Source organism: Methyloparacoccus sp. NF-16, from assembly GCF_056880625.1.
Window position 1 is genome coordinate 2,189,590 of sequence record NZ_CP174130.1, and the last position, 26,010, is coordinate 2,215,599.

The 26,010-nt window shown below is 66.7% G+C and carries 30 protein-coding genes; 12 read left to right on the forward strand and 18 right to left on the reverse strand.

The window, feature by feature from the left end:
- Positions 1-11: 11 nt before the first annotated feature.
- The 8 genes from fabF to ACH5N8_RS10420 form a co-directional block, all read right to left on the reverse strand.
- On the reverse strand, positions 12-1,253 hold the full coding sequence (fabF, locus tag ACH5N8_RS10385; RefSeq protein WP_483281250.1) for a beta-ketoacyl-ACP synthase II: 1,242 nt from the start codon (positions 1,251-1,253) through the stop codon (positions 12-14).
- Positions 1,254-1,345: 92 nt separating this feature from the next.
- Positions 1,346-1,576: an acyl carrier protein gene (gene acpP / locus ACH5N8_RS10390; RefSeq protein ID WP_460028059.1), complete on the reverse strand. Its 231-nt coding sequence runs from the start codon at positions 1,574-1,576 to the stop codon at positions 1,346-1,348.
- A gap of 146 nt (positions 1,577-1,722) precedes the next feature.
- The gene (fabG, locus tag ACH5N8_RS10395) at positions 1,723-2,460 is read right to left on the reverse strand and encodes a 3-oxoacyl-ACP reductase FabG (protein WP_483281251.1); all 738 of its coding nucleotides are present in this window, start codon (positions 2,458-2,460) and stop codon (positions 1,723-1,725) included.
- The gene (fabD, locus tag ACH5N8_RS10400; RefSeq protein WP_483281252.1) at positions 2,457-3,407 is read right to left on the reverse strand and encodes an ACP S-malonyltransferase; all 951 of its coding nucleotides are present in this window, start codon (positions 3,405-3,407) and stop codon (positions 2,457-2,459) included. Before fabD ends, fabG begins: the two co-directional genes overlap by 4 nt.
- Before the next feature lie 34 nt (positions 3,408-3,441).
- On the reverse strand, positions 3,442-4,410 hold the full coding sequence (locus ACH5N8_RS10405) for a beta-ketoacyl-ACP synthase III (protein ID WP_460028062.1): 969 nt from the start codon (positions 4,408-4,410) through the stop codon (positions 3,442-3,444).
- Complete coding sequence (gene plsX / locus ACH5N8_RS10410; RefSeq protein WP_460028063.1) at positions 4,407-5,435, reverse strand: phosphate acyltransferase PlsX; 1,029 nt, start codon at positions 5,433-5,435, stop codon at positions 4,407-4,409. Before plsX ends, ACH5N8_RS10405 begins: the two co-directional genes overlap by 4 nt.
- Before the next feature lie 69 nt (positions 5,436-5,504).
- Positions 5,505-5,699, reverse strand: coding sequence for a 50S ribosomal protein L32 (gene rpmF, locus ACH5N8_RS10415; RefSeq protein ID WP_460028064.1), 195 nt, complete (start codon positions 5,697-5,699; stop codon positions 5,505-5,507).
- A 3-nt stretch (positions 5,700-5,702) separates the two neighbouring features.
- Positions 5,703-6,212, reverse strand: coding sequence for a YceD family protein (locus ACH5N8_RS10420; protein WP_483281253.1), 510 nt, complete (start codon positions 6,210-6,212; stop codon positions 5,703-5,705).
- Positions 6,213-6,358: 146 nt separating this feature from the next.
- Here ACH5N8_RS10420 and ACH5N8_RS10425 point away from each other — a divergent pair, with 146 nt between their 5' ends.
- The 4 genes from ACH5N8_RS10425 to ACH5N8_RS10440 all read left to right on the forward strand — a co-directional run bounded on the left by ACH5N8_RS10425 (position 6,359) and on the right by ACH5N8_RS10440 (position 9,079).
- Positions 6,359-6,823 carry a hypothetical protein gene (locus ACH5N8_RS10425; protein ID WP_483281254.1) on the forward strand — a complete coding sequence of 155 codons (465 nt, stop codon included), beginning with the start codon at positions 6,359-6,361 and terminating at the stop codon, positions 6,821-6,823.
- Between the two features lie 393 nt (positions 6,824-7,216).
- The gene (locus tag ACH5N8_RS10430) at positions 7,217-7,978 is read left to right on the forward strand and encodes an energy transducer TonB (RefSeq protein ID WP_483281255.1); all 762 of its coding nucleotides are present in this window, start codon (positions 7,217-7,219) and stop codon (positions 7,976-7,978) included.
- A 32-nt stretch (positions 7,979-8,010) separates the two neighbouring features.
- Positions 8,011-8,673, forward strand: a complete 663-nt coding sequence (locus ACH5N8_RS10435; RefSeq protein WP_483281256.1) for a MotA/TolQ/ExbB proton channel family protein — start codon at positions 8,011-8,013, stop codon at positions 8,671-8,673.
- Position 8,674: 1 nt separating this feature from the next.
- On the forward strand, positions 8,675-9,079 hold the full coding sequence (locus ACH5N8_RS10440) for an ExbD/TolR family protein (RefSeq protein WP_483281257.1): 405 nt from the start codon (positions 8,675-8,677) through the stop codon (positions 9,077-9,079).
- 104 nt (positions 9,080-9,183) lie between these two features.
- Here the strand turns inward: ACH5N8_RS10440 and ACH5N8_RS10445 are convergent, their stop codons facing one another.
- Positions 9,184-10,140 (reverse strand): cation diffusion facilitator family transporter, encoded by a 957-nt coding sequence (locus tag ACH5N8_RS10445; protein ID WP_460028092.1) that lies wholly within the window; start codon positions 10,138-10,140, stop codon positions 9,184-9,186.
- Between the two features lie 77 nt (positions 10,141-10,217).
- Between ACH5N8_RS10445 and ACH5N8_RS10450 the strand changes: the two genes are divergently transcribed.
- Entirely contained in the window at positions 10,218-11,036 is an 819-nt protein-coding gene (locus ACH5N8_RS10450) for a hypothetical protein (protein ID WP_483281258.1), read from the forward strand.
- On the opposite strand, the gene ACH5N8_RS10455 is transcribed toward ACH5N8_RS10450, so the two are convergent.
- Together ACH5N8_RS10455 and ACH5N8_RS10460 are read right to left on the reverse strand one after the other, a co-directional pair.
- Positions 11,023-11,610, reverse strand: a complete 588-nt coding sequence (locus ACH5N8_RS10455) for a hypothetical protein (RefSeq protein ID WP_460028094.1) — start codon at positions 11,608-11,610, stop codon at positions 11,023-11,025. The two genes, ACH5N8_RS10450 and ACH5N8_RS10455, sit on opposite strands and share 14 nt — an antisense overlap.
- The gene (locus tag ACH5N8_RS10460; protein WP_483281259.1) at positions 11,610-12,152 is read right to left on the reverse strand and encodes an FMN-binding protein; all 543 of its coding nucleotides are present in this window, start codon (positions 12,150-12,152) and stop codon (positions 11,610-11,612) included. Before ACH5N8_RS10460 ends, ACH5N8_RS10455 begins: the two co-directional genes overlap by 1 nt.
- A gap of 199 nt (positions 12,153-12,351) precedes the next feature.
- Between ACH5N8_RS10460 and ACH5N8_RS10465 the strand changes: the two genes are divergently transcribed.
- A complete protein-coding gene (locus ACH5N8_RS10465; protein WP_483281260.1) occupies positions 12,352-13,767 on the forward strand; it encodes an APC family permease in 1,416 nt (471 codons plus the stop codon).
- 87 nt (positions 13,768-13,854) lie between these two features.
- Positions 13,855-14,145, forward strand: a complete 291-nt coding sequence (locus ACH5N8_RS10470) for a hypothetical protein (protein ID WP_460028097.1) — start codon at positions 13,855-13,857, stop codon at positions 14,143-14,145.
- A gap of 99 nt (positions 14,146-14,244) precedes the next feature.
- On the opposite strand, the gene ACH5N8_RS10475 is transcribed toward ACH5N8_RS10470, so the two are convergent.
- From ACH5N8_RS10475 to purL, 5 genes are all read right to left on the reverse strand, one after another.
- Positions 14,245-14,850 (reverse strand): peroxiredoxin, encoded by a 606-nt coding sequence (locus ACH5N8_RS10475; protein ID WP_483281261.1) that lies wholly within the window; start codon positions 14,848-14,850, stop codon positions 14,245-14,247.
- A 160-nt stretch (positions 14,851-15,010) separates the two neighbouring features.
- Positions 15,011-16,111 (reverse strand): 3-deoxy-7-phosphoheptulonate synthase AroG, encoded by a 1,101-nt coding sequence (gene aroG / locus ACH5N8_RS10480; RefSeq protein WP_483281262.1) that lies wholly within the window; start codon positions 16,109-16,111, stop codon positions 15,011-15,013.
- 65 nt (positions 16,112-16,176) lie between these two features.
- Positions 16,177-17,130: a lysylphosphatidylglycerol synthase domain-containing protein gene (locus tag ACH5N8_RS10485; protein WP_483281263.1), complete on the reverse strand. Its 954-nt coding sequence runs from the start codon at positions 17,128-17,130 to the stop codon at positions 16,177-16,179.
- A 46-nt stretch (positions 17,131-17,176) separates the two neighbouring features.
- Positions 17,177-17,779 carry a hypothetical protein gene (locus ACH5N8_RS10490; RefSeq protein ID WP_460028101.1) on the reverse strand — a complete coding sequence of 201 codons (603 nt, stop codon included), beginning with the start codon at positions 17,777-17,779 and terminating at the stop codon, positions 17,177-17,179.
- A 2-nt stretch (positions 17,780-17,781) separates the two neighbouring features.
- A complete protein-coding gene (purL, locus tag ACH5N8_RS10495) occupies positions 17,782-21,651 on the reverse strand; it encodes a phosphoribosylformylglycinamidine synthase (RefSeq protein ID WP_483281264.1) in 3,870 nt (1,289 codons plus the stop codon).
- 164 nt (positions 21,652-21,815) lie between these two features.
- On the opposite strand from purL, the gene ACH5N8_RS10500 reads away from it, so the two are divergent.
- A complete protein-coding gene (locus ACH5N8_RS10500) occupies positions 21,816-21,956 on the forward strand; it encodes a hypothetical protein (protein ID WP_460028103.1) in 141 nt (46 codons plus the stop codon).
- 98 nt (positions 21,957-22,054) lie between these two features.
- Here the strand turns inward: ACH5N8_RS10500 and bamC are convergent, their stop codons facing one another.
- A complete protein-coding gene (bamC, locus tag ACH5N8_RS10505; protein ID WP_460028104.1) occupies positions 22,055-22,804 on the reverse strand; it encodes an outer membrane protein assembly factor BamC in 750 nt (249 codons plus the stop codon).
- On the reverse strand, positions 22,794-23,678 hold the full coding sequence (dapA, locus tag ACH5N8_RS10510; protein ID WP_483281265.1) for a 4-hydroxy-tetrahydrodipicolinate synthase: 885 nt from the start codon (positions 23,676-23,678) through the stop codon (positions 22,794-22,796). Before dapA ends, bamC begins: the two co-directional genes overlap by 11 nt.
- 150 nt (positions 23,679-23,828) lie before the next feature.
- Here dapA and ACH5N8_RS10515 point away from each other — a divergent pair, with 150 nt between their 5' ends.
- The 4 genes from ACH5N8_RS10515 to ACH5N8_RS10530 all read left to right on the forward strand — a co-directional run bounded on the left by ACH5N8_RS10515 (position 23,829) and on the right by ACH5N8_RS10530 (position 25,997).
- Positions 23,829-24,365 carry a glycine cleavage system transcriptional repressor gene (locus ACH5N8_RS10515; RefSeq protein WP_460028106.1) on the forward strand — a complete coding sequence of 179 codons (537 nt, stop codon included), beginning with the start codon at positions 23,829-23,831 and terminating at the stop codon, positions 24,363-24,365.
- A gap of 64 nt (positions 24,366-24,429) precedes the next feature.
- Positions 24,430-24,906, forward strand: coding sequence for a peroxiredoxin (locus tag ACH5N8_RS10520; RefSeq protein ID WP_483281266.1), 477 nt, complete (start codon positions 24,430-24,432; stop codon positions 24,904-24,906).
- 3 nt (positions 24,907-24,909) lie between these two features.
- Positions 24,910-25,290, forward strand: a complete 381-nt coding sequence (locus ACH5N8_RS10525) for a hypothetical protein (RefSeq protein ID WP_483281267.1) — start codon at positions 24,910-24,912, stop codon at positions 25,288-25,290.
- Between the two features lie 44 nt (positions 25,291-25,334).
- Positions 25,335-25,997: an alpha/beta hydrolase gene (locus ACH5N8_RS10530; protein WP_483281268.1), complete on the forward strand. Its 663-nt coding sequence runs from the start codon at positions 25,335-25,337 to the stop codon at positions 25,995-25,997.
- Positions 25,998-26,010: the final 13 nt, after the last annotated feature.

Here is a 26,010-nt window from a genome sequence, read left to right on the forward strand (position 1 = left end):
CGCGGGCGGATTCAATCGAAACGCTTGAAGATAAGCGTGCCGTTGGTGCCGCCAAAACCGAACGAGTTGGACATGACATGCTGCAATTTCATCTCGCGGGCATGATGGGGAACGTAGTCCAGGTCGCAGGCCGGATCGGGATGGTCGAGATTGATGGTCGGCGGCGCCACCTGATCGCGCAGTGCCAGCACCGAGAAGATTGCCTCGATGCCGCCGGCCGCGCCGAGCATGTGCCCGGTCATCGACTTGGTGGAACTGACAGCGACGCGGTAGGCGTGGTCGCCCAGCACCATCTTGACCGCCTGGGTCTCGGCGATGTCGCCAGCGGGAGTCGAGGTTCCGTGGGCGTTGATGTAGTCGATATCCTCGGGATTGAGGCGCGCGTCGCGCAAGGCGTGCTCCATGCATCGGGCGGCACCCTCGCCACCCGCCGGTGGCTGGGTCATGTGATAGGCATCGGCGCTCATGCCGAAGCCGACCAGTTCGGCATAGATCGTCGCGCCGCGCCGGCGGGCATGCTCCAGCTCCTCCAGCACCATCACGCCGGCGCCATCGCTGAGGACGAAGCCATCGCGCTCGCTGTCCCAGGGCCGGCTGGCCCGCTGGGGGTCGTCGTTGCGCCGCGACAGCGCCTTGGCCGAGGCAAAGCCGCCGAGCGAGGTCGGCGAGGTTGCCATTTCCGCGCCGCCGGCCACCATGACGTCGGCGTCGCCGTACATGATGACGCGGGCGGCCTCGCCGATGTTGTGGGTACCGGTGGTGCAGGCCGTGACGATGGCGAAGTTGGGGCCTTTCAGGCCGTACTTGATCGACAGGTTGCCCGAAATCATGTTGATGATATTGCTGGGCACGAAGAAGGGCGAAATCCTGCGAGGACCGCCCTTGAGGAAAGCATTGTGGCCGATTTCGATACCGGTGATGCCGCCGATGCCAGCACCGATGGCGACACCGATGCGCTCGGCGTTGGCCTCGGTCGCCGCCAACCCGGCGTGCTCGATGGCCTGGCAGCCAGCGGCAAGTCCGTAATGGATGAAGACATCCATCTTCTTGGCTTCCTTGTCGCTGATGTACTGGGTGATGTCGAAATTGCGCACGCTTCCCCCGATACGGGTGGAAAAGTCGGACACATCGAAGACATCCAGCGGACCGATGCCGCTTCTGCCGTTCAGCACGTTTTCCCAAGATTCGGCCGCCGTGAGTCCCACGGGGGACACGGCGCCGAACCCGGTGACCACTACACGTCGTTTACTCAAGGCCTTGTCCCGGTCGAAAGGGTGAAGGGGAAATCAAAACGCAAGAAACCCCGCGCTGCCGAGCCGCGCGGGGTTCCGATCTGACGAAGCGATCAGACGTGCGCGGTGATGTAGTCGATAGCCTGCTGGACTGTGGTGATCTTCTCGGCGTCCTCGTCCGGAATCTCGCACTCGAACTCCTCTTCGAGCGCCATGACCAGTTCGACCGTATCCAGTGAATCGGCGCCGAGATCGTCGACAAAGGACGCTTCGTTGGTGACTTCCTCCTTTACGCCCAATTGTTCGGCTACGATCTTCTTTACGCGCTCTGCTACATCGCTCATGGTGAATCCTCAGTCGTTACGTCTGGTTTGATTGTATGGGTGGTTGATATTGCCCCTGGCTAGTCAGGGGTCACGTCCTGTTTGGCTTTACTTGTGCCGGCTGCCGCGACGATATCCGCAGGGGCACTTTATGACATGAACCGGCATTATGCCATATACATGCCGCCATTCACGTGCAAGGTCTCGCCGGTGATATAGCTGCCATCGCGGGAACACAGAAAGCTCACGGCGCCGGCAATTTCCTCCGCCGCGCCCAGCCGCGCCAGCGGAATGTTCTGCAGCAGGGCCTGACGCTGCTCCTCGGCGAGCGCCCGTGTCATGTCCGTGTCGATGAAGCCCGGCGCCACGCAATTGACCGTGATGCCCCGGGAGCCGACCTCCTTGGCCAGCGACTTGGTGAAGCCGATGATGCCGGCCTTGGCGGCGGCATAGTTGGTCTGGCCGGCGTTGCCGGTGACGCCCACCACGGAGGTGATGTTGACGATCCGTCCCTGGCGAGCCTTCATCATGCCGCGCATGCAGGCCTTGCTGAGCCGGAAGATGGAGGTCAGGTTGGTGCGCAGGATATCGTCCCACTCCTCGTCCTTCATGCGCATGAGCAGGTTGTCGCGGGTGATGCCGGCGTTGTTGACCAGCACCGCGGGCGTTCCGAATTCGCCGCTGACCGCCTCGATGAAGGCTTCGATCGCCCCCGGTTCCGCCACATTCAGCACCCGGCCGACGCCCTCGAGACCGGCTTCCTCCAGGTAGACGGTGATGGCGGAGGCACCCGCGTCGCTGGTGGCGGTACCGACGACAAAGAAGCCATCATCGGCGAGACGTTCGGCGATGGCACGGCCGATACCCCGGCTGGCGCCGGTGACGATTGCTAGGGGAGAACTCATGCGAGGAGACCTTTGGCCTTGAGTAAAGAGGAAGTATCGAACAGCGCCTCGGTGCGGGCATCGCCGACGATGCGCTTGTTGAGGCCGGCCAGCACGCGGCCCGGCCCGCACTCGACGAAACGGTCGACACCCTGGGCCGCCATGTGGCGAATGGTTTCCACCCAGCGGACCGAGCCGCACAGCTGTTGCGTCAGGGCCTCGCGCATCGCCTCGGGTTCGGCGTGCGCCGCGACGTCGACATTGTGGATCACCGGCAGCGCTGGCAACCGCAGGGGAATGGCAGCGAGGATGCCACGGAAGGCATCCGCCGCCGGCTGCATCAGCGGGCAATGCGAGGGCACGCTGACCGGCAGTATCACGGCCCGCTTGGCGCCGGCCGCCTTGGCCAGTTCGGTGGCGCGCGCAACCGCCTCGCGGTGGCCGGCAATGACCACCTGGCCGGGAGCATTGAAGTTGGCGGCCGTGACCCGTTCACCGTCATGGCTGGCCTGTTCGCACACGGTCAGCACTTGCGCGTCGTCGAGCCCCAGCACGGCGGCCATGGCACCGACATATTCCGGCACGGCCTCCTGCATCAGCCGCGCCCGCTCGGCGACCAGCCGTATCCCGTCCCTGAATTCCAGCGCCCCGGCACAAACCAGCGCGGTGTATTCGCCTAGACTGTGCCCCGCCAGCCGGGCGGGGCGAACATCCGTCTCCCGGCACCAGACCCGCCAGGCCGCGACACCGGCCGCCAGCATGGCCGGCTGGGTCTGGCGGGTGGCGTTGAGCCGCTCTTCCGGGCCGTTGCAGACGAGATCCCAGAGGTCGTAGCCCAGGGTCTCCGAGGCCTCGGCAAAGGTTTCGGCGACGCTGCCATGCGATTGGGCCAGTTCGGCCAGCATGCCGACCGACTGGGAGCCCTGCCCCGGGAAGATAAACGCCAGACCTGAATCCACGCCGCGCATCGGTTCTCTCCATCGTTGTTTTTCGTCTCGCCGGTCAATAGCGCAACAGCGCCGAGCCCCAGGCAAAGCCGCCGCCGAAGGCCTCCATCAGTACGGTCTGTCCGCGACGGATGCGGCCATCGCGGATGGCCTCGTTGAGGGCCAGCGGAATGGAGGCCGAGGAGGTGTTGCCCTGCTTCTCGACGGTGCACACCACCTGATCCATCGACATCTTCAGCTTCTTGGCGGTAGCCGTGATGATGCGGATGTTGGCCTGATGCGGCACCAGCCAGTCGACATCGGCCTTTTCCAGCCCATTCTCCTCCAGCGTCTCGTCGACGATGCGGCCCAGCGTGTTGACCGCCACCTTGAAGACCTCGTTGCCCTGCATCTTCAGATAGCGGGACGCCGTTTCCTCTTCCGGGTGATTGGCCGCCAAGTTGGGCACATACAGCAGATCCTGATACTGGCCGTCGGAATGGATGTGCGTGCTCATCAGCCCCGGTTCGTCGGCCGCGCCCAGCACCACCGCCCCGGCGCCATCGCCGAACAGCACGCAAGTGGAGCGATCGGTCCAGTCGACCAGGCGCGAGTTCATCTCGCTGCCGACGACCAGCACGTGGCTGGCGCTGCCGGCGCGGATGTACTGGTCCGCGATGCTGAGGGCGAAGATGAACCCGGAACAGGCTGCCTGGATGTCGAAGGCGGCGCATTCGCGGATGCCCAGCCGATGCTGCAACAGGCAGGCGGTACTGGGAAAGACGCGGTCCGGCGTGCCGGTACCGACGATGATGAGATCGAGCTGCTCGGGTTCGAGCCCGGCGGCCTCCAGCGCCTGCCGGGCGGCGATTTCGGCCATGCTCGACGCCGTTTCATGCTTGGCGGCGATGCGGCGCTCGCGGATGCCGGTGCGCTCGACGATCCACTCGTCGGTGGTCTCGACGGTCCGGGAAATCTGTTCGTTGGTGAGAATGTTTTCCGGCAGGTAACCGCCGGTTCCGAGCAGTGTGGCGTAGCGGCTCACGCGATCTTCCTCGCGGCAAAGACTTCGGCCACCCGTTCGCCGATGCGGTCGGGCACGCCCTTCTCGACTTCGAGCATGGCCACCCGGATGGCATTGGCAATGGCCACCCGGTCGGCATTGCCATGACTTTTGACCACGATGCCGCGCAGGCCGACCAGGCTGGCGCCGTTGTAGCGCCGCGGGTCGAAGCGCCTGCGGAAAGCCCGGAGAACCGGCAGCGCCAGCAGCCCGAGCAGCTTGCTGAAGAGATTGCGGCCGAACTCGTCCTTCAGGGAGTTGCCCAGCAGCTTGGCGAAGCCCTCGATCGCCTTCAGCGCCACGTTGCCGGTAAAGCCGTCGGTCACCACCACGTCGACGTTGCCGGCAAAGATGTCATTGCCTTCGACAAAGCCGACAAAGTTGATGTGGGTGTCGGTCAGCAGCTTGGCGGCCTGCTTGACCTGCTCGTTGCCCTTGATTTCCTCCTCGCCGATGTTGAGCAGGCCAACCCGGGGATGTTCGCGATCCTCGACCGCCTTGACCAGCTCGTAGCCCATGATGGCGAACTGGCAGAGATGCTCGGCTGTACAGTCGACATTGGCGCCCAGATCAAGGACATGGGTATGTCCGGTCCGGGACGGCATCATGGCGATGATGGCCGGTCGGTCGACGCCGGGTATCGTCTTCAGGACGAATTTGGCGATCGCCATCAGGGCGCCGGTATTGCCGGCACTGACGCAGGCATCAGCCTGGCCCTGCTTGACCAGATCGATGGCGACGCGCATGGAGGAATCCTTCTTGCCCCGCAGCGCCTTGGAGGGAAGCTCGTGCATCTCCACCATCTGGGAGGCGTGATGGATGCTGACGCGGCCGTCCAGCGCGGCACTGCCGCCCTTGAGGGCCTGCCTCAGGCGTCCCTCGTCGCCCACCAGCAACAGGTGGAGATCAGGATAGCGGGCCGCGCAATCGAGAGCCGCCGGCACGATAACATCGGGCCCATGGTCGCCACCCATGGCATCGAGCGCGATCGTCAGCTTGCGCGACATAGAGAGAAGCAATGAATCATGAGGGAGCCGGAACGCATGGCGAGGATGCCCCCGCCGGACACGCCGGGATTACTCTTCAGCGGTTTCCTCGACCTTGCTGGCGACAACCTTGCGGCCGCGGTAATAGCCGTCGGCACTGACATGGTGACGGCGATGCGTCTCGCCGGTGGTGGGCTCGATGGACAGCGCCGGAGCGCTCAGGGCATCGTGCGAGCGGCGCATGTCGCGCTTGGAACGGGTCTTGCGGTTTTGTTGAACGGCCATGTTTTACTCCTGAGAGGAAAGATCTTTCTTGAGCCGGGCCAGCTCGGCGAAAGGGTTGGGTCTTGAGGTCTGAGCCGGGATGCCGGAGCCACTCGCGCGGCAGTCGGCATGCCTGGGTATGGTCGGGATCGCCAGCAGCAGTTCATCCTGCACGATATCGGCCAGCGACACTTCCTCGCCCGCGCCGACAATCAGCGCTTCCATCGAGTCAGGCAATCGCAGGGCCTCGTCCACGGAGGTCACCACGCCGAGGTGCAGCGCGCTGTCGACCGGCCAGGGGACCGGCCACAGACAGAACTGACACTGCAACACCAGATCGCTGCGAACCCGCCCGCTGATCCAGGCGAGCCGACCCGAACGGCCAAACTGCAGATCCAGATGGGCATCGCCGGTCTTGTCCAGCAGCAGATCCGCCAGCCGGTCTAGGCTGTCGAGCGGCACATCGCCTACCAGATGCCGGCGCTTGTCGGCAAAGCTCGCTGGATCGAAGACAGCCGGCAAACGGTCAGACATAAGCGGTGAATAATAGCGACTAAGCCGAATATCTGTCAAAAATTCCATCACTTAGGCCGGTGACATGCCGGCCTGTCGCGGCACCGTATGGCCGGACAAGGGCTCTGCTGCTAATGTGGGTGCTTTCCCCCAGCACAAGGACGCCCATGAGTCGATCATTCCGCACGCTTGCCTGCCTGGCCCTGCTGGGCGCCCTGACCGCCTGCGAGGCGGTCAAGCACGACATCCGCGAATCCAGTACCCGGTCGATGGAAGACCAGCTGAAGGCAGCCGGCTTCAAGATCATGCTGGCGGATACCCAGGAGCGCCAAAAAATGCTCAACAGCCTGCCACCCGAGCGGGTAACCCGCATCCCCCGCCCGGACAATGTCTACTATATCTATCCGGACCCCGATGTGTGCAGCTGCCTGTACGTGGGCCGGGAAGTGGAATTCGAAAAGCTGCAACAGCTTGGTGCGGAGCTGGCGCAGTCCAACCGGGCCATGATCACGCATGAAATCGCCGAGAACCAGCAGGCCGGCTGGGCGCCCTCCGGCCCCTGGGGCAATTGGGGGTATTGGGGCATCACCAACCCCAACAGCATGGGCCGGCCGGCCTGGGATCCGGAATGACAGCCGTCCGTCCTCGCCTGCCCGCACTGGTGCAACCCCCGGCACGGCCGGTGGCGGACCCCGGGAGGGAACCGCGATCCGTTCTGTTATAGAATCACGCGGTTGAGGTTTTGTCCGCCATGGGCAGGCCTCGCGCCCCGATCGCCGCATTCGAGCGGCGCCGCCACGCCCCACCGAGCCCCGCAGCCGGCAGGATTACCGTCCATTCCACCCGTGAACATCCTCGCCCCGCAGCATCCCCCGGATTCCCGGGTGGTCCCGATCCCCGGGCGTTCGAGCGCTTTTTCGCGCATGGACTGATCGCCGGTGCACACGTCCCCGTCAACACCCGTGATCGGCGCGCGCCCGGCCGGTGCGCAAACCCGGTGGCTGGGCGCCCGATGCCGGTATGGCTTGGTCATTCTGCTGTCGATCCTGCTTCACCTGCTGGCCTGGCAGGGGCGCCACTGGCTGCAACAGCCGCCGGAGACCCTGCCCGTCCCCCGGCCACCGGTGACGGTGACCCTGGTACCCGCCTCCCAGCCAGCCGCAGCACCCGGCCCGGCCGCACCGGCGCCGCCGGCACCCCCGGTGATACCCAGGCCGGTCACTCCGCCCGCGGCGCCACCGGCCAGGCCCGCTCCGCCAAAGGTGATCAAGCCGCCGGTCCCGCCCAAGCCACGCCCGCGCGTGGCGCCGGAACCAGATCCGAATGCCGCAGCCCCCGCGCGGCCCGTGCCGCGGCGATTGCCGGCGCCGGAACCGGCCACCAGTGCCGCACCGGCAGCGCCGGCACGGGCACCGGCCAGCCACGCGCCACCGGGGGCGGCGTCGACCGCTCCGGCGGCGCCCCGCGCGCCGGCCGCTGGCCCTGCCGGCGGGGCGTTCGAGAGTGCCCGGGCCCATGCGGCCTATCTGCACAATCCGAAGCCGGTCTATCCGCCGCTGGCCAAGCGCCGGCAGTGGGAGGGCAAGGTGTTGCTGCGGGTGCAGGTGCTGGCCAGCGGGGCGGTGGCGGCGGTGAGCGTGGCGGCCGGCAGCGGCCATGAGGTGCTGGACGAGGCGGCGCTGGAGGCGGTACGCCAGTGGCATTTCGTGCCGGCAAAACGGGGCGGTCAGGCGGTCGACAGTTGGGTCAATGTGCCGATCAATTTCAATCTGCTGGAGGCGCCGTAGGGCGCCCGGTCGTTGTGGGAGGTGTGTTTGTCATGATGGAGTTTGCCAAGAGTCCCATCGTCAATCTGACGTTGTGGGTGTTGATCGGCTTTTCGGTGCTGGTGTGGGCGCTGATCTTTCTGAAGGCGTTCGAGCAGTGGCGGCTGCGGGGCCATAACCGGGCCTACAGCCAGGCGTTCTGGCGGGCGCCGAGCCTGGGGGCGGCAGCGGCGCTGGGGGGCTTGCCGGGCCCTCTGGCGCGGATCGCCAAGGCGGGCTTCGAGGTGCTGCAGGCGTCGCCCCCGGGAACGGCGCCCAGTCTGGCGTCCAGCGGCGATCGCCAGGATATCCTGGAGCGCTGCCTGCGCCAGCGCATCCAGCAGGAGCGGCACCGGGTGGAGCAGGGGCTGACGATGCTGGCGAGCATCGGCAGCACGGCGCCGTTCATCGGTCTGTTCGGGACGGTGTGGGGCATCATGCATGCGCTGGAGGACATCAGCCGGACCGGTTCGGCGAGCCTTGAGGTGGTGGCGGGGCCGATCGGGGAGGCGCTGATCGCAACGGCGATCGGCATCGCCTCGGCCATCCCGGCAGTGCTGGCGTACAACTATTTCCTGCGGCAGGTGAAGCTGACCGAGGCGGAGCTGGAGGATTTCGCGACCGATTTCCTGCATCTGGCCGTGAAGACGGGCTTTGCCCTGCCGGCGGAGTCCTGAGATGGCGTTCGGTTCCCCGCGCGAGGAGCAGGCGGCCCTGAGCGAGATCAACGTGACGCCGCTGGTGGATGTGATGCTGGTGTTGCTGGTGGTGTTCATCGTCACGGCGCCGCTGCTGACCCAGTCGGTGGGGGTGAACCTGCCGAAGACGGTGGCGGCGGCACCGCCACCGCCGCGGCCGGTGACACTGGTGAGCCTGGACAGCACCGGCCAGCTGTACCTGGACCGGGAAAAACTCGACAGCGCCGCCCTGGCGGACCGGCTCCGCCAGCGCAAGGCCGACCAGCCGGACCTGACCGTGCAGTTCGAGATCGATGAGCAGGTCCGCTACGGCCAGGCCGCCGCCATCCTCGCCATCGCCCAGCAGGCCGGCATCACACAGCTCACCTTGCAGACCAGACACTGACAAAAATAGGGGTCGCCGGAAACGCGGGCCTTTCCCGAAAGGTCGGCCCGCTGCAGCAGCGTCCCGCCCCGGATGGCTCGCCGCCGCGGAGCGACCTTGGCTGCCTAATGCGGATGCGACGCTCCGTCATGACGGGGACGGGCCGCATCGCAGTAGAGCGCGTCGGGACAGCGCTCCGAGGATTCGAACTGGAAGGTCGCGTGGTTGATGCCGAAATCGTGCGCCACCAGCGCCGCCAGCCGGTCGCCGAGATGCGTGGCGGCACTCACCGGCATGTCGTCCACCAGCACATGCGCGGAGAGGAAACGCAGGCTGCGCGACAGGCTCCAGACATGCAGGTCATGCACGCCGCGAACGCCATCGACCTGCATCAGGTCGCGGACCAGCGTGCTCATCTCGATATCGCGCGGTGTACTCTCGAGCAGGATATCGACGGTTTCGCGCACGATCAGCCAGGCATTCCAGAGGATCAGGCCGGCGATCAGGACGCTGGCGAGCGGGTCCAGCCAGTCCAGGCCGGTCAGGTAGATGCCGATGCCGGCCAGGATCGCACCCAGCGTCGACAGCACATCACCGAGCAGGTGCAGGAAGGCGCTGCGCAGATTGAGATCATGCTCGGCGCCATGGCTGACCAGCCAGGCCGTGAGCCCGTTGACCAGCAACGCGGCCGTGCCGACACTCATGAGAATGTTCGCGTCCACCGCCGCCACCGGGGCCTGGAAACGCGACCAGGCCTCGTAGCAGATGCCGGCGGCAATGAAGGCCAGGGTGGTGGAATTCACCAGCGCCGCGAGAATCCCCACCCGGTGATAGCCGAAGGTCTTGCCGGCGTGCGCCGGTCGTCCGGCCAGGTTCAGGGCATGCCAGGAGAGGGCCAGGGCCGCGACGTCGGTGAGGTTGTGGACCGCATCGGTCAACAGTGCCAGACTGTGGGCGGCAATGCCTGCCACCGCCTCGATGACCACGAAGCCCAGCGTCACGACGAGGGCGATCAGCAGCCGGCTGCGGGTACCCGGCGCGTGGCTGGAAGTCGCCGGGTGATGGTGATGATGACGACTCATGGCTCACCGACCGCTAAGCGACGCTGCGCAGGCAGCCGGCACGGGAGATATCGGGGCCTTTCATAGCGGGATGGATCATGAACATTCGACCGATGGCAACCCTGTTGGCGGCGCTGGCCCTGTTGACGCCTGACGCCGGGGCCAATGCCGTCCTGACCTATCGCTGGCAGCACGACGGACAGACGGCGATACAGACTGTCAGCATACAGGATGGCATGCTCTGGATCACGGGCCTGGGCGGTGACCCGCAGCTGGAGACCGTCTATGACCGCCAGCGGGAGCAGCTGGCCCTGATCGACCACCGCCGCCAGCGCATCACACCGATCGACGCCGCCAGTGTCGGCAAGCTGGCGGGCTACCTGGAGGATATCGCTCCCCTGCTGCGCGGCATGAGTGGCCAGATCCAGCGACTCAGCCCGGAGCAGAGGAAAAAGTGGGCCGGGATGCTGGGTGACTTCCCCCTGGATGCCTTCGACATCGCCCGCAAGGAACTGGAGCACACGCAGCTGAAATCCGCCGACAAGCCGAAGGCCGTGGCGGGCATTCCCTGCCATTTGCTGCGGCTCAGCAGCGGCAAGACGACCGGGCTGGACCTCTGCCTGGCGACGCCGGAGGCGCTGAACCTGAACGCTGACGACACGCAGACCCTGGCGGCCCTGAGCCGCCTGAGCCAGCGGCTTGCCGGTCAGGCGCAGGCAATCGCCGCACGCTTCGGACTGGCGCTCGGCCGCCAGGATCTGGAGCGCCTGAGCGGCGTTCCCGTGGCCGTCAGGGAGCTCAAGGGTCACCCTCCGCGGACCCTGGAGCTGGAACGGGTACAGACCGTGACCAGCGCCCTCAAGAAGCCGGAAATTCCCGAAGGCGGCTATCAGGTCGAGCGGCTCAGGCTCTGGTAGCGCTGGGCCGCGGCGCGCGCGAACGCCCCTTGGCGGCGTCGGCGTGCTTGGCTTGGGCGTGATGCGCCCGCTTGCGGACGCTCGCCAGCCGCATCTCATGCCGCTGCCGCCAGAGCGACCAGGCCACCAGGACGATCAGGGAACCCAGACTCAGCTCCAGCATCACGAACATGGCGATCTTGAGGTAGGCAAAACCCGGGTGGACGAACCGCACCAGCCAACCGGCCGCCTCGTCGCCGATGGCGGCAAGGTAGACCGCGAGGCTGAGCCCGATCTTCAGCAGGACCGGCAGCTGGGCGAACAGCAGCAGATGGGTCAGCGTCACCGCCAGCATGCCCATCGAAAACAGATGCGCGTGCGAAACCTCCAGCAGGCTCTGGTAGCTGCGCGGCTCGGTGAAGTTGGCCTCGGAGCCAAGGTAGTACGCCACCACCGAATCGGCCGTAAGATTCATCTTGTGGAAATACATGAGACCGATGCTGATCCACAGCACGAGCATGTAGACCATGAACAGCAGGACCACGGTATTGAGCAGCAGCTGCCGGTTCTGCTCGCCGGTCACGAAGTAGCGCATCAGTTGGCCGCTCCCGCCACGGCAATCTGGTAGACCGCCATGGCCTTGCGGATGCCGTCCAGCGAAGCCCGGACGCTCAGGGTTGCGCCACTGATACCGTCCACGCCCTGGTCCAGCCGCAGCTCCGCGATCGGCTTGTGCAGCAGTGTCCCGAACCAGGTTGTCGGCGGCTTGTATTCCGGTGGCTCGTGAAAGGCCAGGATCTCGGACCTGGCCAGCTCACCCTTGGGCGACAGCACGATCAGCATGGTTTCCGGCTGCGTGCGCACCTTGTGCGACTCGATCGCCGCATAGCCGAGCAACTGGCCGTTCCGGCGGCCCTCGTAGAAGGTGTAGAGCTGGCTGTCAACCTTGACGCGGGCCAGTTTCTCGATGGCAGCCTGCTGCTCGTCGGTGAGGAACACCGGCAGGTTTTCGATCTGGGCGCCTACGCCGAAAGCCAGCTCAAAGGCTTCCTCCTTGCTGTAGAACACCTCGGCACGGGCCGTGCCCTGCCACAAGACCAGGCTTGCCAGCAGCCAGCAAACGCGGAATTTCAACATTCGCATGATCGGGGTCGGAAAGGGAATCTGGAAAACGTAAGGATATGCCACTGTAAATGACAACAACTTGCGATTCAATCTGGGTCTTATCAACCCTAACGCCGGCAATGCCCGATACGTGCCTTCGCAAAGGCCCGGGACGCCGGCGCGCATCCGGGTAGACTCTGCCGTTTCACCTGCACCCAACCCCGGAGATTCCGTGCCCACCCCGATCCGTCCTCCGCTCCACCCGGAGCTTCAGCGTGCGCTCGGTCCCTTCAGTGCCGGTGCGATTCTGGCCGGCACGGTCATCGGCACCGGCATTTTCCTGGTGCCATCCACCATGGCGCGGGAAACCGGCACGGTCGCGGGCGTCTTCGCAGTCTGGCTGTTCGGCGCCCTGCTTTCGCTGTGCGGCGCCCTGAGCTACGCGGAACTGGGCTCCAGCCTGCCCGAGGCCGGCGGCGAATACGCCTTCCTGCGCAGGGCCTACGGCCCGGTGTGGGGATTTCTCTATGGCTGGCAGCAGATCGTCATTGGCAAGACCGGCTCCATCGCCGCCATCGGCATCGCCGCCAGCCTGTTCATCGGCTACCTCCTGCCGGGACTGGAGGCCGATTGGCTGCACTGGGGGCTGTTGCGGCTCTCCGGCCAGCAGGTGGTGGCGATAGGCTGCATCGCCCTGCTGACCATGGCGAACCTGTTCGGCGTGGCCCGGGGCGGCACCCTGCAAGGCGTGCTGACAACGCTGAAGATCGGCGCGATCCTCGGGCTGGTGATGCTCGCCTTCGGCAGCGGCCAGGGAAACTGGACACATTTTTCCGACCCTGCCCCGGCCATGCCGGCACGCGACCTGCCGGACAGGCTCGCCGCCTACGGGGCGGCCCTGGCCGCGGCGCTGTGGGCCTACGACGGCTGGCACAACCTGACCCTGGTCGGCGGGGAAATCCGCGACCCGCACCGAACCATTCCCCGGGTACTGCTGGTCGGGATTCTGGGCGTCGCCACGGTCTACATGCTGGCCAACCTGGCCTATTTCTACGTCCTGCACTTCCCGGAGGTCCAGCACTCGCAGCGGGTGGCGCAGGATGTGGCAACACGACTGCTCGGCCAGGCCGGCGGACAGGCCCTGACACTGGCCGCCGTAGTTTCCACCCTGGCGGCCCTCAACGGCTCCATCCTCTCGGGCGCGCGCGTCTTCTTCGCCATGGCCCGCGACGGCCTGTTCTTCCGCAGCCTGTCGGCCATCGACCCCCTTCACCGGACGCCGCGGCGGGCCCTGATACTGCAAGGGTGTCTGGCCTCCCTGCTGATCGTGGCGCTGGCCCACGACAAGGCGGCCTTCGAGCGGGTGCTGGACTACGCCCTGCTCGGTGCCTGGGGCTTCTATGGCCTGACCTCGCTGGCGGTGATCGCCCTGCGCCGCAGACATCCGGAATTGCCCCGACCCTACCTGACCTTCGGCTATCCCTGGGTGCCGCTGACATTCAGTTTCGTGGCGCTGCTGTTCTGTATTAGCATCGTCGCCCGGCGACCCTGGGAAAGCCTGATGGGACTGCTGCTGCTGGGAGCCGGATTGCCCTTCTACCGCTATTGGCAGCGCCGCAACCACGCCCGACACGGGCAGGCAGACTGAACCAACGCATCGCCATCGGGTCACTGTGCCGGGCTCACCGGTCCTGTGTGTGCCCTTGTCCAAAAACGATAACAACGAGGTAACAACATGATTGGCGGCATTCTCGCGATCCTCATCGCCCTCTGGTACTACCGCACCGCCGAGGCCCGTCACCTGCCGGGTTTCCAGTGGGCGGCCGGCGGCGCCATCGCCTACTACGTCCCGAACTTCCTCTGGAGCCTGCTGGTAGCCAAGCCGATGATGAATCAGCTGCATGCGCAGAACGCGACCGGCATGGCCTCCCTGCTGGGATTCTCCTCGGTCTTCGTCGGCGCAGCCGTGGCGGTACTGGTCTACTTCCTGGTGTTGCGACGAACCTCGACGCCGGAATCGAACTGAACGTTTTCCCCCGCAATACGCAAAGGGGCCGGTCGTCCTGACGACCGGCCCCTGCGTGCAGGCGCCCGACGATGCCGGGCGCCCATCTATCGACTTCGCTTACAGCTTGCCGGCGTTCTCGGCCAGGTAGCTGGCGACACCCTCGGCATTGGCGTTCATGCCCTTCTGCCCCTTGTTCCAGCCGGCGGGGCAAACCTCGCCATGCGCCTCGAAGAACTGCAGGGCATCGACCATGCGGATCAGTTCGTCCATGTTGCGGCCCAGCGGCAGGTCGTTGACCACCTGGTGGCGGACCACGCCGTTCTTGTCGATCAGGAAGGTGCCGCGGTAGGCGACGGCAGCGCCCTCGACCTCCACATCATAGGCCTTGCAGATGGCATGGCTGACGTCGGCGATCATGGTGTAACGCACCGGTCCGATGCCGCCCTTGTCGACCGGCGTGTTGCGCCAGGCGGCATGGGTGAACTGGGAGTCCACGGAAACCGCCAGCACCTCGACACCGCGGCTCTTCAGTTCGTCCAGACGGTGATCCAGCGCGATCAGCTCGGTCGGGCAGACAAAGGTGAAATCCAGGGGATAGAAGACCACGGCCACGTACTTGCCCTTGGTCCGTTCGGAGAAGCTGTAATCGTCGACGATGCTGCCGCAGCCCAGAACCGCGGCTGCCTTGAAATCGGGGGCTTGCTTGCCAACCAGTACGCTCATTTACGGATCTCCTCTACAGTTGATGTGAACAATGCGAAGTTAACGAACACAGGGCGAGCCACCCTCGGGGACGGCGGCGACCGCTGCGTCCGGAGGCCCGAATTCTACAGCAAATTAGTAGGAAATCAGGCGCCGGCCGCGGAGACCGCCGGAATTCCGCTCAGGAGGTCTGCGCCCGCCGTCTGACCACCGCGACGGCCAGCTGTTGCAGGAGTTTCTCGCTGTCGTCCCAGCCCAGACAGGCATCGGTGATGCTGACCCCATGGCTCAGCGGCTTGCCCGGTTCCAGTTTCTGGCTGCCGGGATTGAGATGGCTCTCCACCATCACGCCGAAGATGCGGCGGTCACCCTCGGCGATCTGCGCGCCGACTTCCTCGCTGACCTGCATCTGCCGATGGTACTGCTTGAGGCTGTTGGCATGGCTGAAGTCGATCATGATGGTGGGCGGCAGTCCCGCCTTCTCCAGGGCCTCCGCCACGTGCTGAACGCTGACCGCGTCGTAGTTCGGCCGGTCGTTGCCGCCGCGCAGGATGACATGGCAGTCCTTGTTGCCGGTGGTGGAGAAGATGGCCGAATGTCCCGCCTTGGTCAGCGACAGGAAGTGATGCGGGCGCCGGGCCGCGTGGATGGCGTCGATGGCCACCTGAACGCCGCCGTCGGTGGCGTTCTTGAAGCCCACCGGGCAGGACAGCCCCGATGCCAGCTCGCGATGGACCTGGCTTTCCGTGGTGCGGGCACCGATGGCACCCCAGGCGATCAGGTCGGAAACGTACTGTGGCGAGATGACATCGAGGTACTCCGTGGCCGCCGGCATGCCCAGCTCGTTGAGGTCGCGCAGCAATTTGCGCGCAGTGCGCAGGCCCTTGTTGATGTTGAAGCTTTCGTCGAGATCGGGATCGTTGATCAGGCCCTTCCATCCCACCGTGGTGCGTGGCTTCTCGAAATACACCCGCATGACGATGAGCAGCTCGCGCTCCAGGCCTTTCCGCACCGCCAGCAGGCGCCTGCCATACTCGATGGCAGCCTCGGGATCATGGATGGAGCAGGGCCCGATGATGACCAGCAGCCGATCGTCGGAGCCGTTCAGGATCTGGTGAATTTCGCGGCGGGCCTTGAGCACCACCTCGGCAGCGGCGGCGGTGATGGGAAATTCGTCGTGGGCCTGGTTCGGGGCGATGACCTCCTTGATTTCGGTGATGCGGAGATCGTCGGTATTGTAGGGATTATGGGCAACCGGCACGGTGTCCTCGGACTGATTCATGACTGGATTCCACCTTGGAAGAGCCCGTGGCGGGCTCCGGAAAAATTGGGGACGGGACATCTATCTTAACGTGGCGGCCGGTCCGGGGCTACTTGGGGGCCTTCCCCCGCCAGCCCCAGCCAAAGGGCGCCCGGCAGCGCCACCAGAAGATGCGCCGCGCCGTAGACCAGCGAAACCGCCAGACTCTGCTCGGCACTCAGGCCGGCGGGCGCCAGCAGGATCACGGCCGCCGCCTCGCGCTTGCCCCAGTCCGAGACCATCCCCGGCAGCACGCTCACACCCAGCAGCAGCAGGGGCGCCAGCAGCGCCACCTCGACCAGCGATCCGGCCAGTCCCAGCCCGGCGGCGGCCAGCACCAGGTTCAGGACCAGCAGCAGCTGTATCAGCAGGGAGAGGAGAAAATGGCCCGGCCGGCGCAAGGGATTCAGGACCGTGCCGAGTTCCGTCGCGTAGCGGCCGAGAAAGGGCCACAGCCGCGCCGCCAGCCAGCCGCCGACGGCAATGGCGCCGAGCAGCAACAAGCCCAGCGCCGCTACCTCGGCAACGGGTCCCGCCGGCAGGCTGAAGCGTTGCCTCAGCCAGGGCGTCAACCCCACCGCCATCAGCAGCAGGACGGCATGCCCGGAGCAGCGATCGACGATCTGGCTGAGCAAGAGGCGCCCATCCTCGGCCAGCCCCCGCAGGAAACGGAAGCGGGCCAGCTCGCCGACCAGCAGCGGCGGCCCCAGTTCGGCCATGGCCTGGCTCAGCCACAGGCCGCGCAGAAACACGCCATAGCGCACCGGGATACCCAGGGCGTGGGCGATAAGCGACCAGCGCCAGGCGAACAGCCCCAGCAGCGCCGCGCAGACCAGCAGCATCGTCAGGCCATGGACGGGATCGAAGCCCCGCAGCACGGACAGCAGGGCGGCCCGGTCCATGCGCGACGACAGGATCAGGATCACCACAGCCACCAGCGCCCAGCGGACCGGCCGGTGTCGCGACAACGCCCGCCAGCGCGCCAGCCGGCCCGCGCTCACGACGAGGGCAACGGCAGCCCGGCTACCCCTGCCCCGCCGGGGACCCTCACCACAGATTCCAGCGACTGTTCGGCACCGACCACTTGAGATTGGCGGTGGCCTTCTGTCCGCCCCGTACGCGGATCTTCTTCATCACGCTGCCGGCAAGATCATGGTAGCGGTTGCCATAGTAGAAGTTGTGCTCGTCCCAGAGATGCGGCTGCCAGACGATCTTCGCCACCAGGTAGTACTCGCCGTCGGCGACACTGCCGAAGTGGAAATGGCCATCCGCATCGCAGGATACCGCGCGGCTGGTCTCAAGAAAGGCGGTATCGACGGCCGGCCCGCCTGCGCCCTGGCTGTCCGGGCGATAGAAGAAATCCGGCGGTGCCAGGCGACGTTCGAGCTCGACCGGCTCGTAGACCCGGCGCGCCCACTCGCGGGCATAGGCGGTGGCCGGATAGAGCGTGGCGGACTCCCCCGCGCAGGAGACCACGCCGCCACTGGACAGCCACAGGAGGGCGATACCGGAAATCTCGTTGTTGCCCGGTGCCAGCTGGCTGCGGGCCCTGGCCCTGTCGAACGCCACCGTGATGGGCGCAGGCGGCTGGCTGGCGCAGCCCGCCAGCAGGCCGATGGCCAGGCAGGCCCCGATGGCTCCCCGCCGCATGCTCAGCCCACCCAGCGCCGGGCGTTGCGGAACATGCGCATCCAGGGCCCGTACTCACCCCAGTCCGGCGAACGCCACGAGTTCTGCACCGCACGGAAACAGCGCTCCGGGTGCGGCATCATGATGGTGTAGCGGCCATCCAGGGTGGTCAGGCCGGTAATGCCTGCCGGCGAACCGTTGGGATTGGCCGGGAAGGTCTCGGTCACGCGGCCGTAATGGTCGACGTAGCGCAGCGCCACCTGTGTGTCGTCGGCGCGCGCCGCGCTGAATTCCGCGCGGCCCTCGCCATGGGCGACGACCACCGGCAGCCGCGCCCCGGCCATGTCGGCCAGCAGGATCGACGGCGAGGACTCCACCTGCACCATCGTCACCCGCGCCTCGAACTGCTCGGAGAAATTGCGCCGGAAGGTCGGCCAGCCGGCCGCGCCGGGAATCAGCTCGGCCAGGTGCGACAGCATCTGGCAACCGTTGCAGACACCCAGTCCGAAGGTATCGGAGCGCTGGAAGAACGCCTCGAACATCGCCCGGGCCCCGGGGTTGAGCAGGATGGACTTGGCCCAGCCGCCGCCGGCGCCCAGCACATCGCCATAGGAGAATCCGCCGCAGGCCACCAGGCCCTGGAAATGCGCCAGCGTGACCCGCCGTTCGAGCAGGTCGCTCATGTGCACGTCCACGGCCAGGAAGCCGGCCCGATCGAAGGCGGCGGCCATTTCCACATGCCCGTTGACGCCCTGCTCGCGCAGGATGGCCACGCGCGGCCGGGCCTTGGCAAGGTACGGCGCGGCGATATCCTCGGCGATGTCGAAAGGCGTGACCGCCGACAGGCCGGGATCGGCATCGTCGGCGATGGCCTCGAATTCCTGGCGGGCGCAATCCGGGTTGTCCCGCAGAGCCTGCAGGCGATGGCTGGTCTCGGACCAGAGCGACTGCCACTCGGCCCGCGTACCGGCGAGATACACCGCCGGGCCGCAGCGGAAGACGATGCGGCCCCCGGCCCTCGGCGCCCCGAGGACATGACAGCAATCGCCGAGCCCGGCCGCCGCCAGCCGATCCGACACCGCTGCCAGATCGGCGACGCGCACCTGCAGGACGGCGCCCAGTTCCTCGTTGAACAGCGCCGCCAGGGTATCCTCGCCCAGGGGCGCGAGATCGACCTCCAGCCCGCAGCGGGCGGCGAACGCCATCTCGCACAGCGTGGCGAACAGACCGCCGTCCGAGCGGTCGTGATAGGCCAGAAGCAACCCCTCGGCGCCGAGCGCCTGGAGGGTCGCGAAGAAGGCCCGGAAGCGGGCCGGATCGTCGAGATCGGGGCAGACATTGCCGAGCTGTCCATGAACCTGCGCCAGGATCGAGCCACCCAGCCGGTTGCGGCCACCGCCGAGGTCGACCAGCAGCAGGCGCGTTTCGCCGGCGTCCCGCCGCAGTTCCGGTGTCAGGGTCGCGCGGATGTCGGTCACCGGCGCGAAGGCGCTGACGATGAGCGACAGCGGCGCCCGCATGGCGACTTCCGCGCCGTCCTGGCGCCAGACCGTCTTCATGGACAGCGAATCCTTGCCCACCGGGATCGCGATACCCAGCGCGGGGCACAGTTCCAGGCCGACGGCGCGAACGGTATCGAACAGGCGGGCATCCTCGTCCGGCGCGCCGGCCGCCGCCATCCAGTTGGCGGACAGCCTGACGTCGGCCAGGCTGGCGATGCGCGCGGCGGCCAGGTTGGTCAGCGCCTCGCCGATGGCCATGCGGCCGGCGGCCGGCGCGTCGATCAGCGCCAGCGGCGTGCGCTCGCCCATGGCCATGGCCTCGCCGGTATGAGCGTGGAAACCGGTGGCGGTCACGCCGACATCGGCCACCGGCACCTGCCAGGGACCGACCATCTGGTCGCGGGCGACCAGCCCGCCCACCGAGCGATCGCCGATGTGGATGAGGAAGCTCTTGTCGGCCACCGCGGGACAGCGCAGCACCCGCCGTGCCGCCTCGGCAGGCACGATGTCGGCCAGCGACAGGGCCGGCAGCGCCGGACTGTCGCGGCGCGCCTCGCGCAGCATCTTCGGCGGCTTGCCGAACAGCAACGCCATCGGGATGTCGACGGCATCCCCGCCAAGCAGGCGATCGGTCAGCAACAGCCGCTCCTCGGCCGTGGCATGGCCGATCACCGCATAGGGACAGCGCTCGCGTTCGCAGAAGGCCTCGAACCGCGCCAGCCCCTCGGGCTTGAGCGCCAGGACGTAGCGCTCCTGCGATTCGTTGCACCAGATCTGCATCGGCGACATGCCGGGTTCGTCGCTGAGCACCTCGCGCAGTTCAAAGCGTCCGCCGCGGCCGGCGTCGTGGATGATCTCCGGCACCGCGTTCGACAGGCCGCCGGCGCCGACATCGTGGATGGACAGGATCGGCGTATCCGCGCCCAGGGCATTGCAGCGGTTGATGACTTCCTGGCAGCGGCGCTGCATCTCCGGGTTGTCGCGCTGCACCGATGCGAAGTCGAGATCCTCGGCGCTCTCGCCCGACGCCAACGAGGAAGCTGCGCCACCGCCGAGACCAATCAGCATCGCCGGTCCGCCCAGGACCACGATGGGCGCGCCCGGGGGAACGGGGTCCTTGCCCAGTTGGGTCGGGCGGATGTTGCCCAGGCCGCCTGCCAGCATGATCGGCTTGTGATAGCCGCGCAGCCCCTGCCCCGCGGGATCGGGCTGCTCGAAGGTACGGAAATAGCCGCAGATGTTGGGCCGGCCGAACTCGTTGTTGAACGCCGCGCCGCCCAGGGGCCCGGCGATCATGATGTCGAGGGCCGAGGCGATGCGGCCCGGCTTGCCGTGATCGCGCTCCCAGGGCTGCTCGAAACCCGGAATGCGCAGGTTCGATACCGAGAAACCGGTCAGGCCGGCCTTGGTGTGGGAACCCCGGCCGGTCGCCGCCTCGTCGCGGATTTCGCCGCCCGACCCGGTGGCCGCGCCGGGAAACGGCGAGATGGCGGTCGGATGGTTATGGGTTTCCACCTTCATCAGCAGATGGGCCGGCTCCTCGCGGTAGCCATACTCCAGCGTGGCCGGATCGCGCAGGAACACCGGCGTCGCCGGTCCCTCGACCACGGCGGCGTTGTCGCTGTAGGCGGACAGGATGCCGGCGGGTGATACCCGGCTGGTGTTGCGGATCATGGCGAACAGCGATCGGTCCTGGACCTCGCCGTCGATCACCCAGTCGGCATTGAAGATCTTGTGCCGGCAGTGCTCGGAATTGGCCTGGGCGAACATCATCAGTTCGACGTCGGTGGGATCGCGGCCCAGGGCGGTGAAGCTCTCTGTCAGGTAGTCGAGCTCATCGTCCGAGAGCGCCAGGCCCAGCGTCCGGTTGGCCGATGCCAGCGCGGCACGGCCGCCGGCGAGCACCGGCACGGTTGCCAGCGGCGCCGGCGGCCGATGGCGAAACACCGCTTCCGCCTCCGCCGGATCCAGCACGGTCTGGGTCATGCGGTCGTGCAGCAGTGCCTGCAAGGCAACCAGCGTCGCCCCGGACAGCGGCCCGCCAGCCGCCTCCAGCGTATACAGGATGCCGCGCTCGATGCGCCGGACGGCGTCCAGGCGGCAATGCCGGGCAATGTCCGTCGCCTTGCTCGACCATGGCGACAAGGTGCCGAGCCGAGGCACCACCAGGCACTGCTGGCCACCCGCCCCCGGCCTTACCGGCTGGCCATAGTCGAGGATCAGGACCAGGCGCTCGCGTTCCTCGGCCGTGAGTGGCCGCTCCAGCTCGACCAGGTGCACAAAGCCGGCGGACACGGCGGTCACCGCTGGTGCCCGCGCCTGCAGTTCGGCCAGCAGGCGACGGTTACGGAAGGCCGAAAGCGCGGAGGGGCCCGGAAGGGTAAGGATCATGCGTACTATCCTGTAGGTTGTGGCAAGCGTATGGGGCGTGGCAGGGCGGTCGGCCGGTCGGCCGGAACGGGCCGCCGCCTGCGTGAATCATCGGCGCATTCCGGTAAGCTGGCGGGAGAGCGGCCGCGACGCGTGCGGCGTGCGATACGACTCTGGAGGCAAACATGCGAAATCCCTTGCCATGGCTGGCGACCCTGCTGCTGCTCGGGGCGATCACCGCGCTGTACTGGCAGAACCGCCCGACGACCTACCGCACGGCCGATGGCGCCTGCCAATCGCTGACCGTCGAGGACGAATGTGAATGAGCCGCTGGGCGGGCGGCCGGCACCCCATGCCGGACACGCGTGCCGGTCAGGCCGGCACCGGTTGCCGGATGGAGGAGACTCCCGGGCTGGCGCGGTCCTCAATCCGCGGCGGCCTTCGGCTTGTCGCTCTTGCCGAGCGCGGTGTCCTGCAGCGTCTCGTTCAGCTTCTTCAGGAGATCCAGCCCGGGGCCGTCACGCTGCGGCTGATCCTCGGCATTGAGCACATAGATGGAGGTGACATTGTCCCGTTCCTCCAGCTTGATCCGGTATTCCCTGGTCGCCTCGGGACCATCGCCGAACATCTCCGCCACGTCGCCGAAGAAGCCGCGATCCTCGTAGGGCTTCTGGTCCTTGGCATAGTGGACGAAGTAAAGTCCACCGGAGCGGTTCTGGTCGATGATCTCCAGCTTCAGGCGGCCAATGGCCTTGTTGACCTCGGCCCAGGTGATGTCGAACGGTGCCTGAACCTCAATCAGCGGCACATCCTGGTTGCTCTCGGCCAGTATCGGCGCCGGATGCGCCTTGCCGGCGCGGATCGCCTTGGCGTCGCTCGGATTCATCTCGGCATAGGGTGCCGGGGTAGCCTCGCGGTCGGCGGGCGGCGTCGCCTCGTCCTCGGCGGCGGCGGGCGACTCCCAGGACGGCCGGCGTCCGCTACTGACGCCATCGATGGTCGAGGCGGTCAGATCCGGCGGCACTTCCAGCGGCGGGATCTCGGTACTGTACTGATATTGCTTCTGCTTGTCGGGAAACCAGCCGCTGATGGTGCTGCAACCGCCGAGCAAGGCGACCGCGCCGAGCGCGAGCGCCGTCTCCCGCAGGCGCGAATCCGGTCTGTCAGCAGTCATCCAGCACCCCGGCCTGACAGAGGGCCGCGCGCACCGCGTCCCGGCATCCCTCGGACAGCCAGGTCAGCGGCAGGCGGATACCGGTCCCGATCAGGCCTATTTCGGCCAGGGCCCACTTGACCGGGATGGGATTGGACTCGATGAAAAGTTCGCGATGCAGGCCCTCGAGCCTGGCGTCGAGCGTCAGCGCGAGCTCGGCATCGCCACGACGGGCCGCGGCCACCATCTCGTGCATGAGGCGCGGGGCGACATTGGCGGTCACCGAGATCACCCCGTGACCGCCGCGCGCGCAGAATTCCCGCGCTGTCGCGTCGTCGCCGGAGTAGAGCAGGAAATCCGGCCCGCAGAGCGCCTGAATGTCGCGCAGCCGTTCGAGTTTGCCGGTCGCTTCCTTGATACCGATGATGTTGGGCACGCCGGCCAGCTGTGCCACGGTCGCGGGAAGCATGTCGCAGGCGGTGCGCCCCGGCACGTTGTAGAGAATCTGCGGGAGGTCCACCGCCTCGGCGATGGCACGGTAGTGCCGCACCAGCCCGTCCTGGGTCGGCTTGTTGTAATAGGGCGTGACCAGCAGACAGGCGTCGGCGCCGAGTGCCCTGGCCTGGCGGGTCAGGCTGATGGCCTCGGCGGTGGAATTGGCCCCGGTCCCGGCAATGACGGGAACGCGCCCGGCCACCTGCTCGACGACAAGCCGGATCACCTCGCAATGCTCGGCCTCGTCCAGGGTCGCCGATTCACCGGTGGTGCCGACCGCCACGATGCCGTCGGTTCCCTCGGCGATATGAAATTCGATCAGCCGCCGCAATCCTTCGCGGTCCAGCGATCCGTCCGCTTGCATCGGCGTGACCAGCGCGACCAGGCTACCTTCAAGCATGCCCTTATCCCAGCTTCAAAAAGTGTGTGATGGTAACGTGGCGCGGCGGGGTCGACAACCGCGCCAAGCCACGCGCGGGGGCAACACCGGCCTGGAAGCGGATGTCGGAAATGATAAACTCCGGACCTTGTCGACCGTCTCATCACACCCATGCAACTCGCGATCACCGTACTCGGCGAAAACCATCCCGATCTCATCATCGAACTGACGCGCGCCATCAAGGACGCCAAATGCATGATCCTGGAGAGCCGCATGACCGAGCTCGGACGGGAGTTCGCCGCGCACCTGCTGGTGGAGGGCAACTGGAACCACATTGCCCGGCTCGAGAATGCCATGGAAAACCTCGGCAATCGCTACAAGCTCAAGATTCACCTGCTGCGCAGCCAGGAACAGGAATTGCCCCCGGAAAACGAGGATCAGGGCCTGCCCTACGCCATCGACATCTTCGCCACCGACCAGATCAACAACATTCACGATCTCAGCGATTTCCTGGCCAGCCGCGGCGTCGGCATCATGGACATTTCCACCAGCCGCTATCCGGCACCCCTGACCGGCTCGCCGCTGTTCCTGGCGCACATGATCGTGCGCATTCCCACCGGCACCCGCATCGTGTCGCTGCGGGACGAATTCCTGGATTTCTGCGACCAGATGAATCTCGACGCGATCCTGGAACCGGTCAAACGCTGACGAAGTCGGAGAGCGATCCCGCCAAGGGAGCCGTCAACCGCCATCCACCGACCAGGAGAACGCCATGAGCGCACCATCCCCGGGACAGACCGTAGCCGACTTTTCCGCCGCCGCAACCTCCGGCAAGACCATTTCCCTGGCCGATCTCCGGGGACGTTACCTGGTTCTCTACTTCTACCCCAAGGACAGCACCCCGGGATGCACCCGGGAGGGCCAGGATTTCCGCGACCTCTACCCGGCCTTCCAGGCCTTGGGCGCGGAAATCCTGGGGGTTTCGCGGGACAGCCTGAAATCGCACGAGAACTTCAGGTGCAAGCAGTCCTTTCCGTTCGAGCTGCTTTCGGACAGCGACGAGAGCCTCTGCCGGCTGTTCGACGTGATCAAGCTGAAGAACATGTACGGCCGCGAGGTGCAGGGCATCGAGCGCAGCACCTTCCTCATCGACCCGGACGGCAGGCTGGCCGCCGAATGGCGCAAGGTCAGCGTCAAGGGCCATGCGGCCGACGTGCTGGAAAGGCTGCGATCGTTGACAGCCGGCTGAGGGATGACGGACAGGCGCGCGGCACTGCTGCTGCCCCTGGCGCTGCTGGCGGGACCCGTTGCCGCCGAAACCGTGTATCGGTGCCAGCAGAACGGCAGCGTCGCTTTCCGGCAGAGCCCCAGCGATCCCAGCTGCCGGGCCCTGGACGTCCGGGCGGACGAGCCCGACGCCGAAACCGCAGCGCGGCAACGCGACGAACTGCAACGATGGAGGGAACGGCGCAGCCGAACCGCCGCCACGAAACGCGCCCGGAATGCGGCAACAAGGCCGCCGGATCGTTCGCGGAACGGCAACGAGGCAGGGCCGGACATTACCACCGAGGCGCTTCAGCTGCCCCGGGAGCTGGATTTCGGCGAACCGGCCATACCGCCCGACGGCCGTTGAGGGCTGTCTTCCCCCCTTTTCCTGTTATCGAGACCGAGTCCCGCATGAGCGACGAACGCTTGCCCGCCATTCGCCTTGAACCTGTCCGGGACCATCGCGCCACGATCATCTGGCTGCATGGCCTCGGGGCCGACGGCCACGATTTCGCGCCGGTGGCGACCGAGCTGCGACTGCCGGCCGAACTGGGCGTCCGCTTCATCCTGCCGCACGCGCCGGAACGCCCGGTTACCGTCAATGGCGGCTACCGCATGCGGGCCTGGTACGACATCGTCACGACCGCTATCGACCGCCAGCCCGATCGCGCCGGCATCGAGGACTCCCGAGAGGCCGTAACGGGATTGATCGATGCCGAGCTGGCGAGCGGCATCCCGGCCGAACGCATCCTGGTCGCGGGCTTCTCCCAGGGCGGCGTGATCGCGCTGGAAACGGTCAGCCAGCATCAGGACAGGCTGGGCGGGGCCATCGCCCTGTCCTGCTATCTGGGTCGCATCGCGGAGGAATGGCCCAAGGCGGGCTGGCCGATACCCGTGTTCCTGGCGCACGGCCGCGAGGACGGCATCGTGCCGCTGGCGCTGGGCCAGGCCGCCCACAATACCCTGCAGCGGCAGGGCTATGCCGTCGAATGGCACGAGTACCCGATGCCGCACTCGGTCTGCCGCGAGGAGCTCGAGGATATCCGCGCCTGGCTGCTGGCGCGGCTGGCCTGAGACAGACGCCGGG

Bases quoted from the DNA above. Each gene is read 5' to 3' on its own strand.
- acpP (WP_460028059.1), bottom strand. From the start codon at position 1,576: ATGAGCGATGTAGCAGAGCGCGTAAAGAAGATCGTAGCCGAACAATTG.
- fabG (WP_483281251.1), bottom strand. From the start codon at position 2,460: ATGAGTTCTCCCCTAGCAATCGTCACCGGCGCCAGCCGGGGTATCGGC.
- fabD (WP_483281252.1), bottom strand. From the start codon at position 3,407: ATGCGCGGCGTGGATTCAGGTCTGGCGTTTATCTTCCCGGGGCAGGGC.
- plsX (WP_460028063.1), bottom strand. From the start codon at position 5,435: ATGTCGCGCAAGCTGACGATCGCGCTCGATGCCATGGGTGGCGACCAT.
- rpmF (WP_460028064.1), bottom strand. From the start codon at position 5,699: ATGGCCGTTCAACAAAACCGCAAGACCCGTTCCAAGCGCGACATGCGC.
- ACH5N8_RS10420 (WP_483281253.1), bottom strand. From the start codon at position 6,212: ATGTCTGACCGTTTGCCGGCTGTCTTCGATCCAGCGAGCTTTGCCGAC.
- ACH5N8_RS10425 (WP_483281254.1), top strand. From the start codon at position 6,359: ATGAGTCGATCATTCCGCACGCTTGCCTGCCTGGCCCTGCTGGGCGCC.
- ACH5N8_RS10435 (WP_483281256.1), top strand. From the start codon at position 8,011: ATGATGGAGTTTGCCAAGAGTCCCATCGTCAATCTGACGTTGTGGGTG.
- ACH5N8_RS10440 (WP_483281257.1), top strand. From the start codon at position 8,675: ATGGCGTTCGGTTCCCCGCGCGAGGAGCAGGCGGCCCTGAGCGAGATC.
- ACH5N8_RS10445 (WP_460028092.1), bottom strand. From the start codon at position 10,140: ATGAGTCGTCATCATCACCATCACCCGGCGACTTCCAGCCACGCGCCG.
- ACH5N8_RS10450 (WP_483281258.1), top strand. From the start codon at position 10,218: ATGAACATTCGACCGATGGCAACCCTGTTGGCGGCGCTGGCCCTGTTG.
- ACH5N8_RS10455 (WP_460028094.1), bottom strand. From the start codon at position 11,610: ATGCGCTACTTCGTGACCGGCGAGCAGAACCGGCAGCTGCTGCTCAAT.
- ACH5N8_RS10460 (WP_483281259.1), bottom strand. From the start codon at position 12,152: ATGTTGAAATTCCGCGTTTGCTGGCTGCTGGCAAGCCTGGTCTTGTGG.
- ACH5N8_RS10470 (WP_460028097.1), top strand. From the start codon at position 13,855: ATGATTGGCGGCATTCTCGCGATCCTCATCGCCCTCTGGTACTACCGC.
- ACH5N8_RS10475 (WP_483281261.1), bottom strand. From the start codon at position 14,850: ATGAGCGTACTGGTTGGCAAGCAAGCCCCCGATTTCAAGGCAGCCGCG.
- aroG (WP_483281262.1), bottom strand. From the start codon at position 16,111: ATGAATCAGTCCGAGGACACCGTGCCGGTTGCCCATAATCCCTACAAT.
- ACH5N8_RS10490 (WP_460028101.1), bottom strand. From the start codon at position 17,779: ATGCGGCGGGGAGCCATCGGGGCCTGCCTGGCCATCGGCCTGCTGGCG.
- purL (WP_483281264.1), bottom strand. From the start codon at position 21,651: ATGATCCTTACCCTTCCGGGCCCCTCCGCGCTTTCGGCCTTCCGTAAC.
- ACH5N8_RS10500 (WP_460028103.1), top strand. From the start codon at position 21,816: ATGCGAAATCCCTTGCCATGGCTGGCGACCCTGCTGCTGCTCGGGGCG.
- bamC (WP_460028104.1), bottom strand. From the start codon at position 22,804: ATGACTGCTGACAGACCGGATTCGCGCCTGCGGGAGACGGCGCTCGCG.
- dapA (WP_483281265.1), bottom strand. From the start codon at position 23,678: ATGCTTGAAGGTAGCCTGGTCGCGCTGGTCACGCCGATGCAAGCGGAC.
- ACH5N8_RS10515 (WP_460028106.1), top strand. From the start codon at position 23,829: ATGCAACTCGCGATCACCGTACTCGGCGAAAACCATCCCGATCTCATC.
- ACH5N8_RS10520 (WP_483281266.1), top strand. From the start codon at position 24,430: ATGAGCGCACCATCCCCGGGACAGACCGTAGCCGACTTTTCCGCCGCC.
- ACH5N8_RS10525 (WP_483281267.1), top strand. From the start codon at position 24,910: ATGACGGACAGGCGCGCGGCACTGCTGCTGCCCCTGGCGCTGCTGGCG.
- ACH5N8_RS10530 (WP_483281268.1), top strand. From the start codon at position 25,335: ATGAGCGACGAACGCTTGCCCGCCATTCGCCTTGAACCTGTCCGGGAC.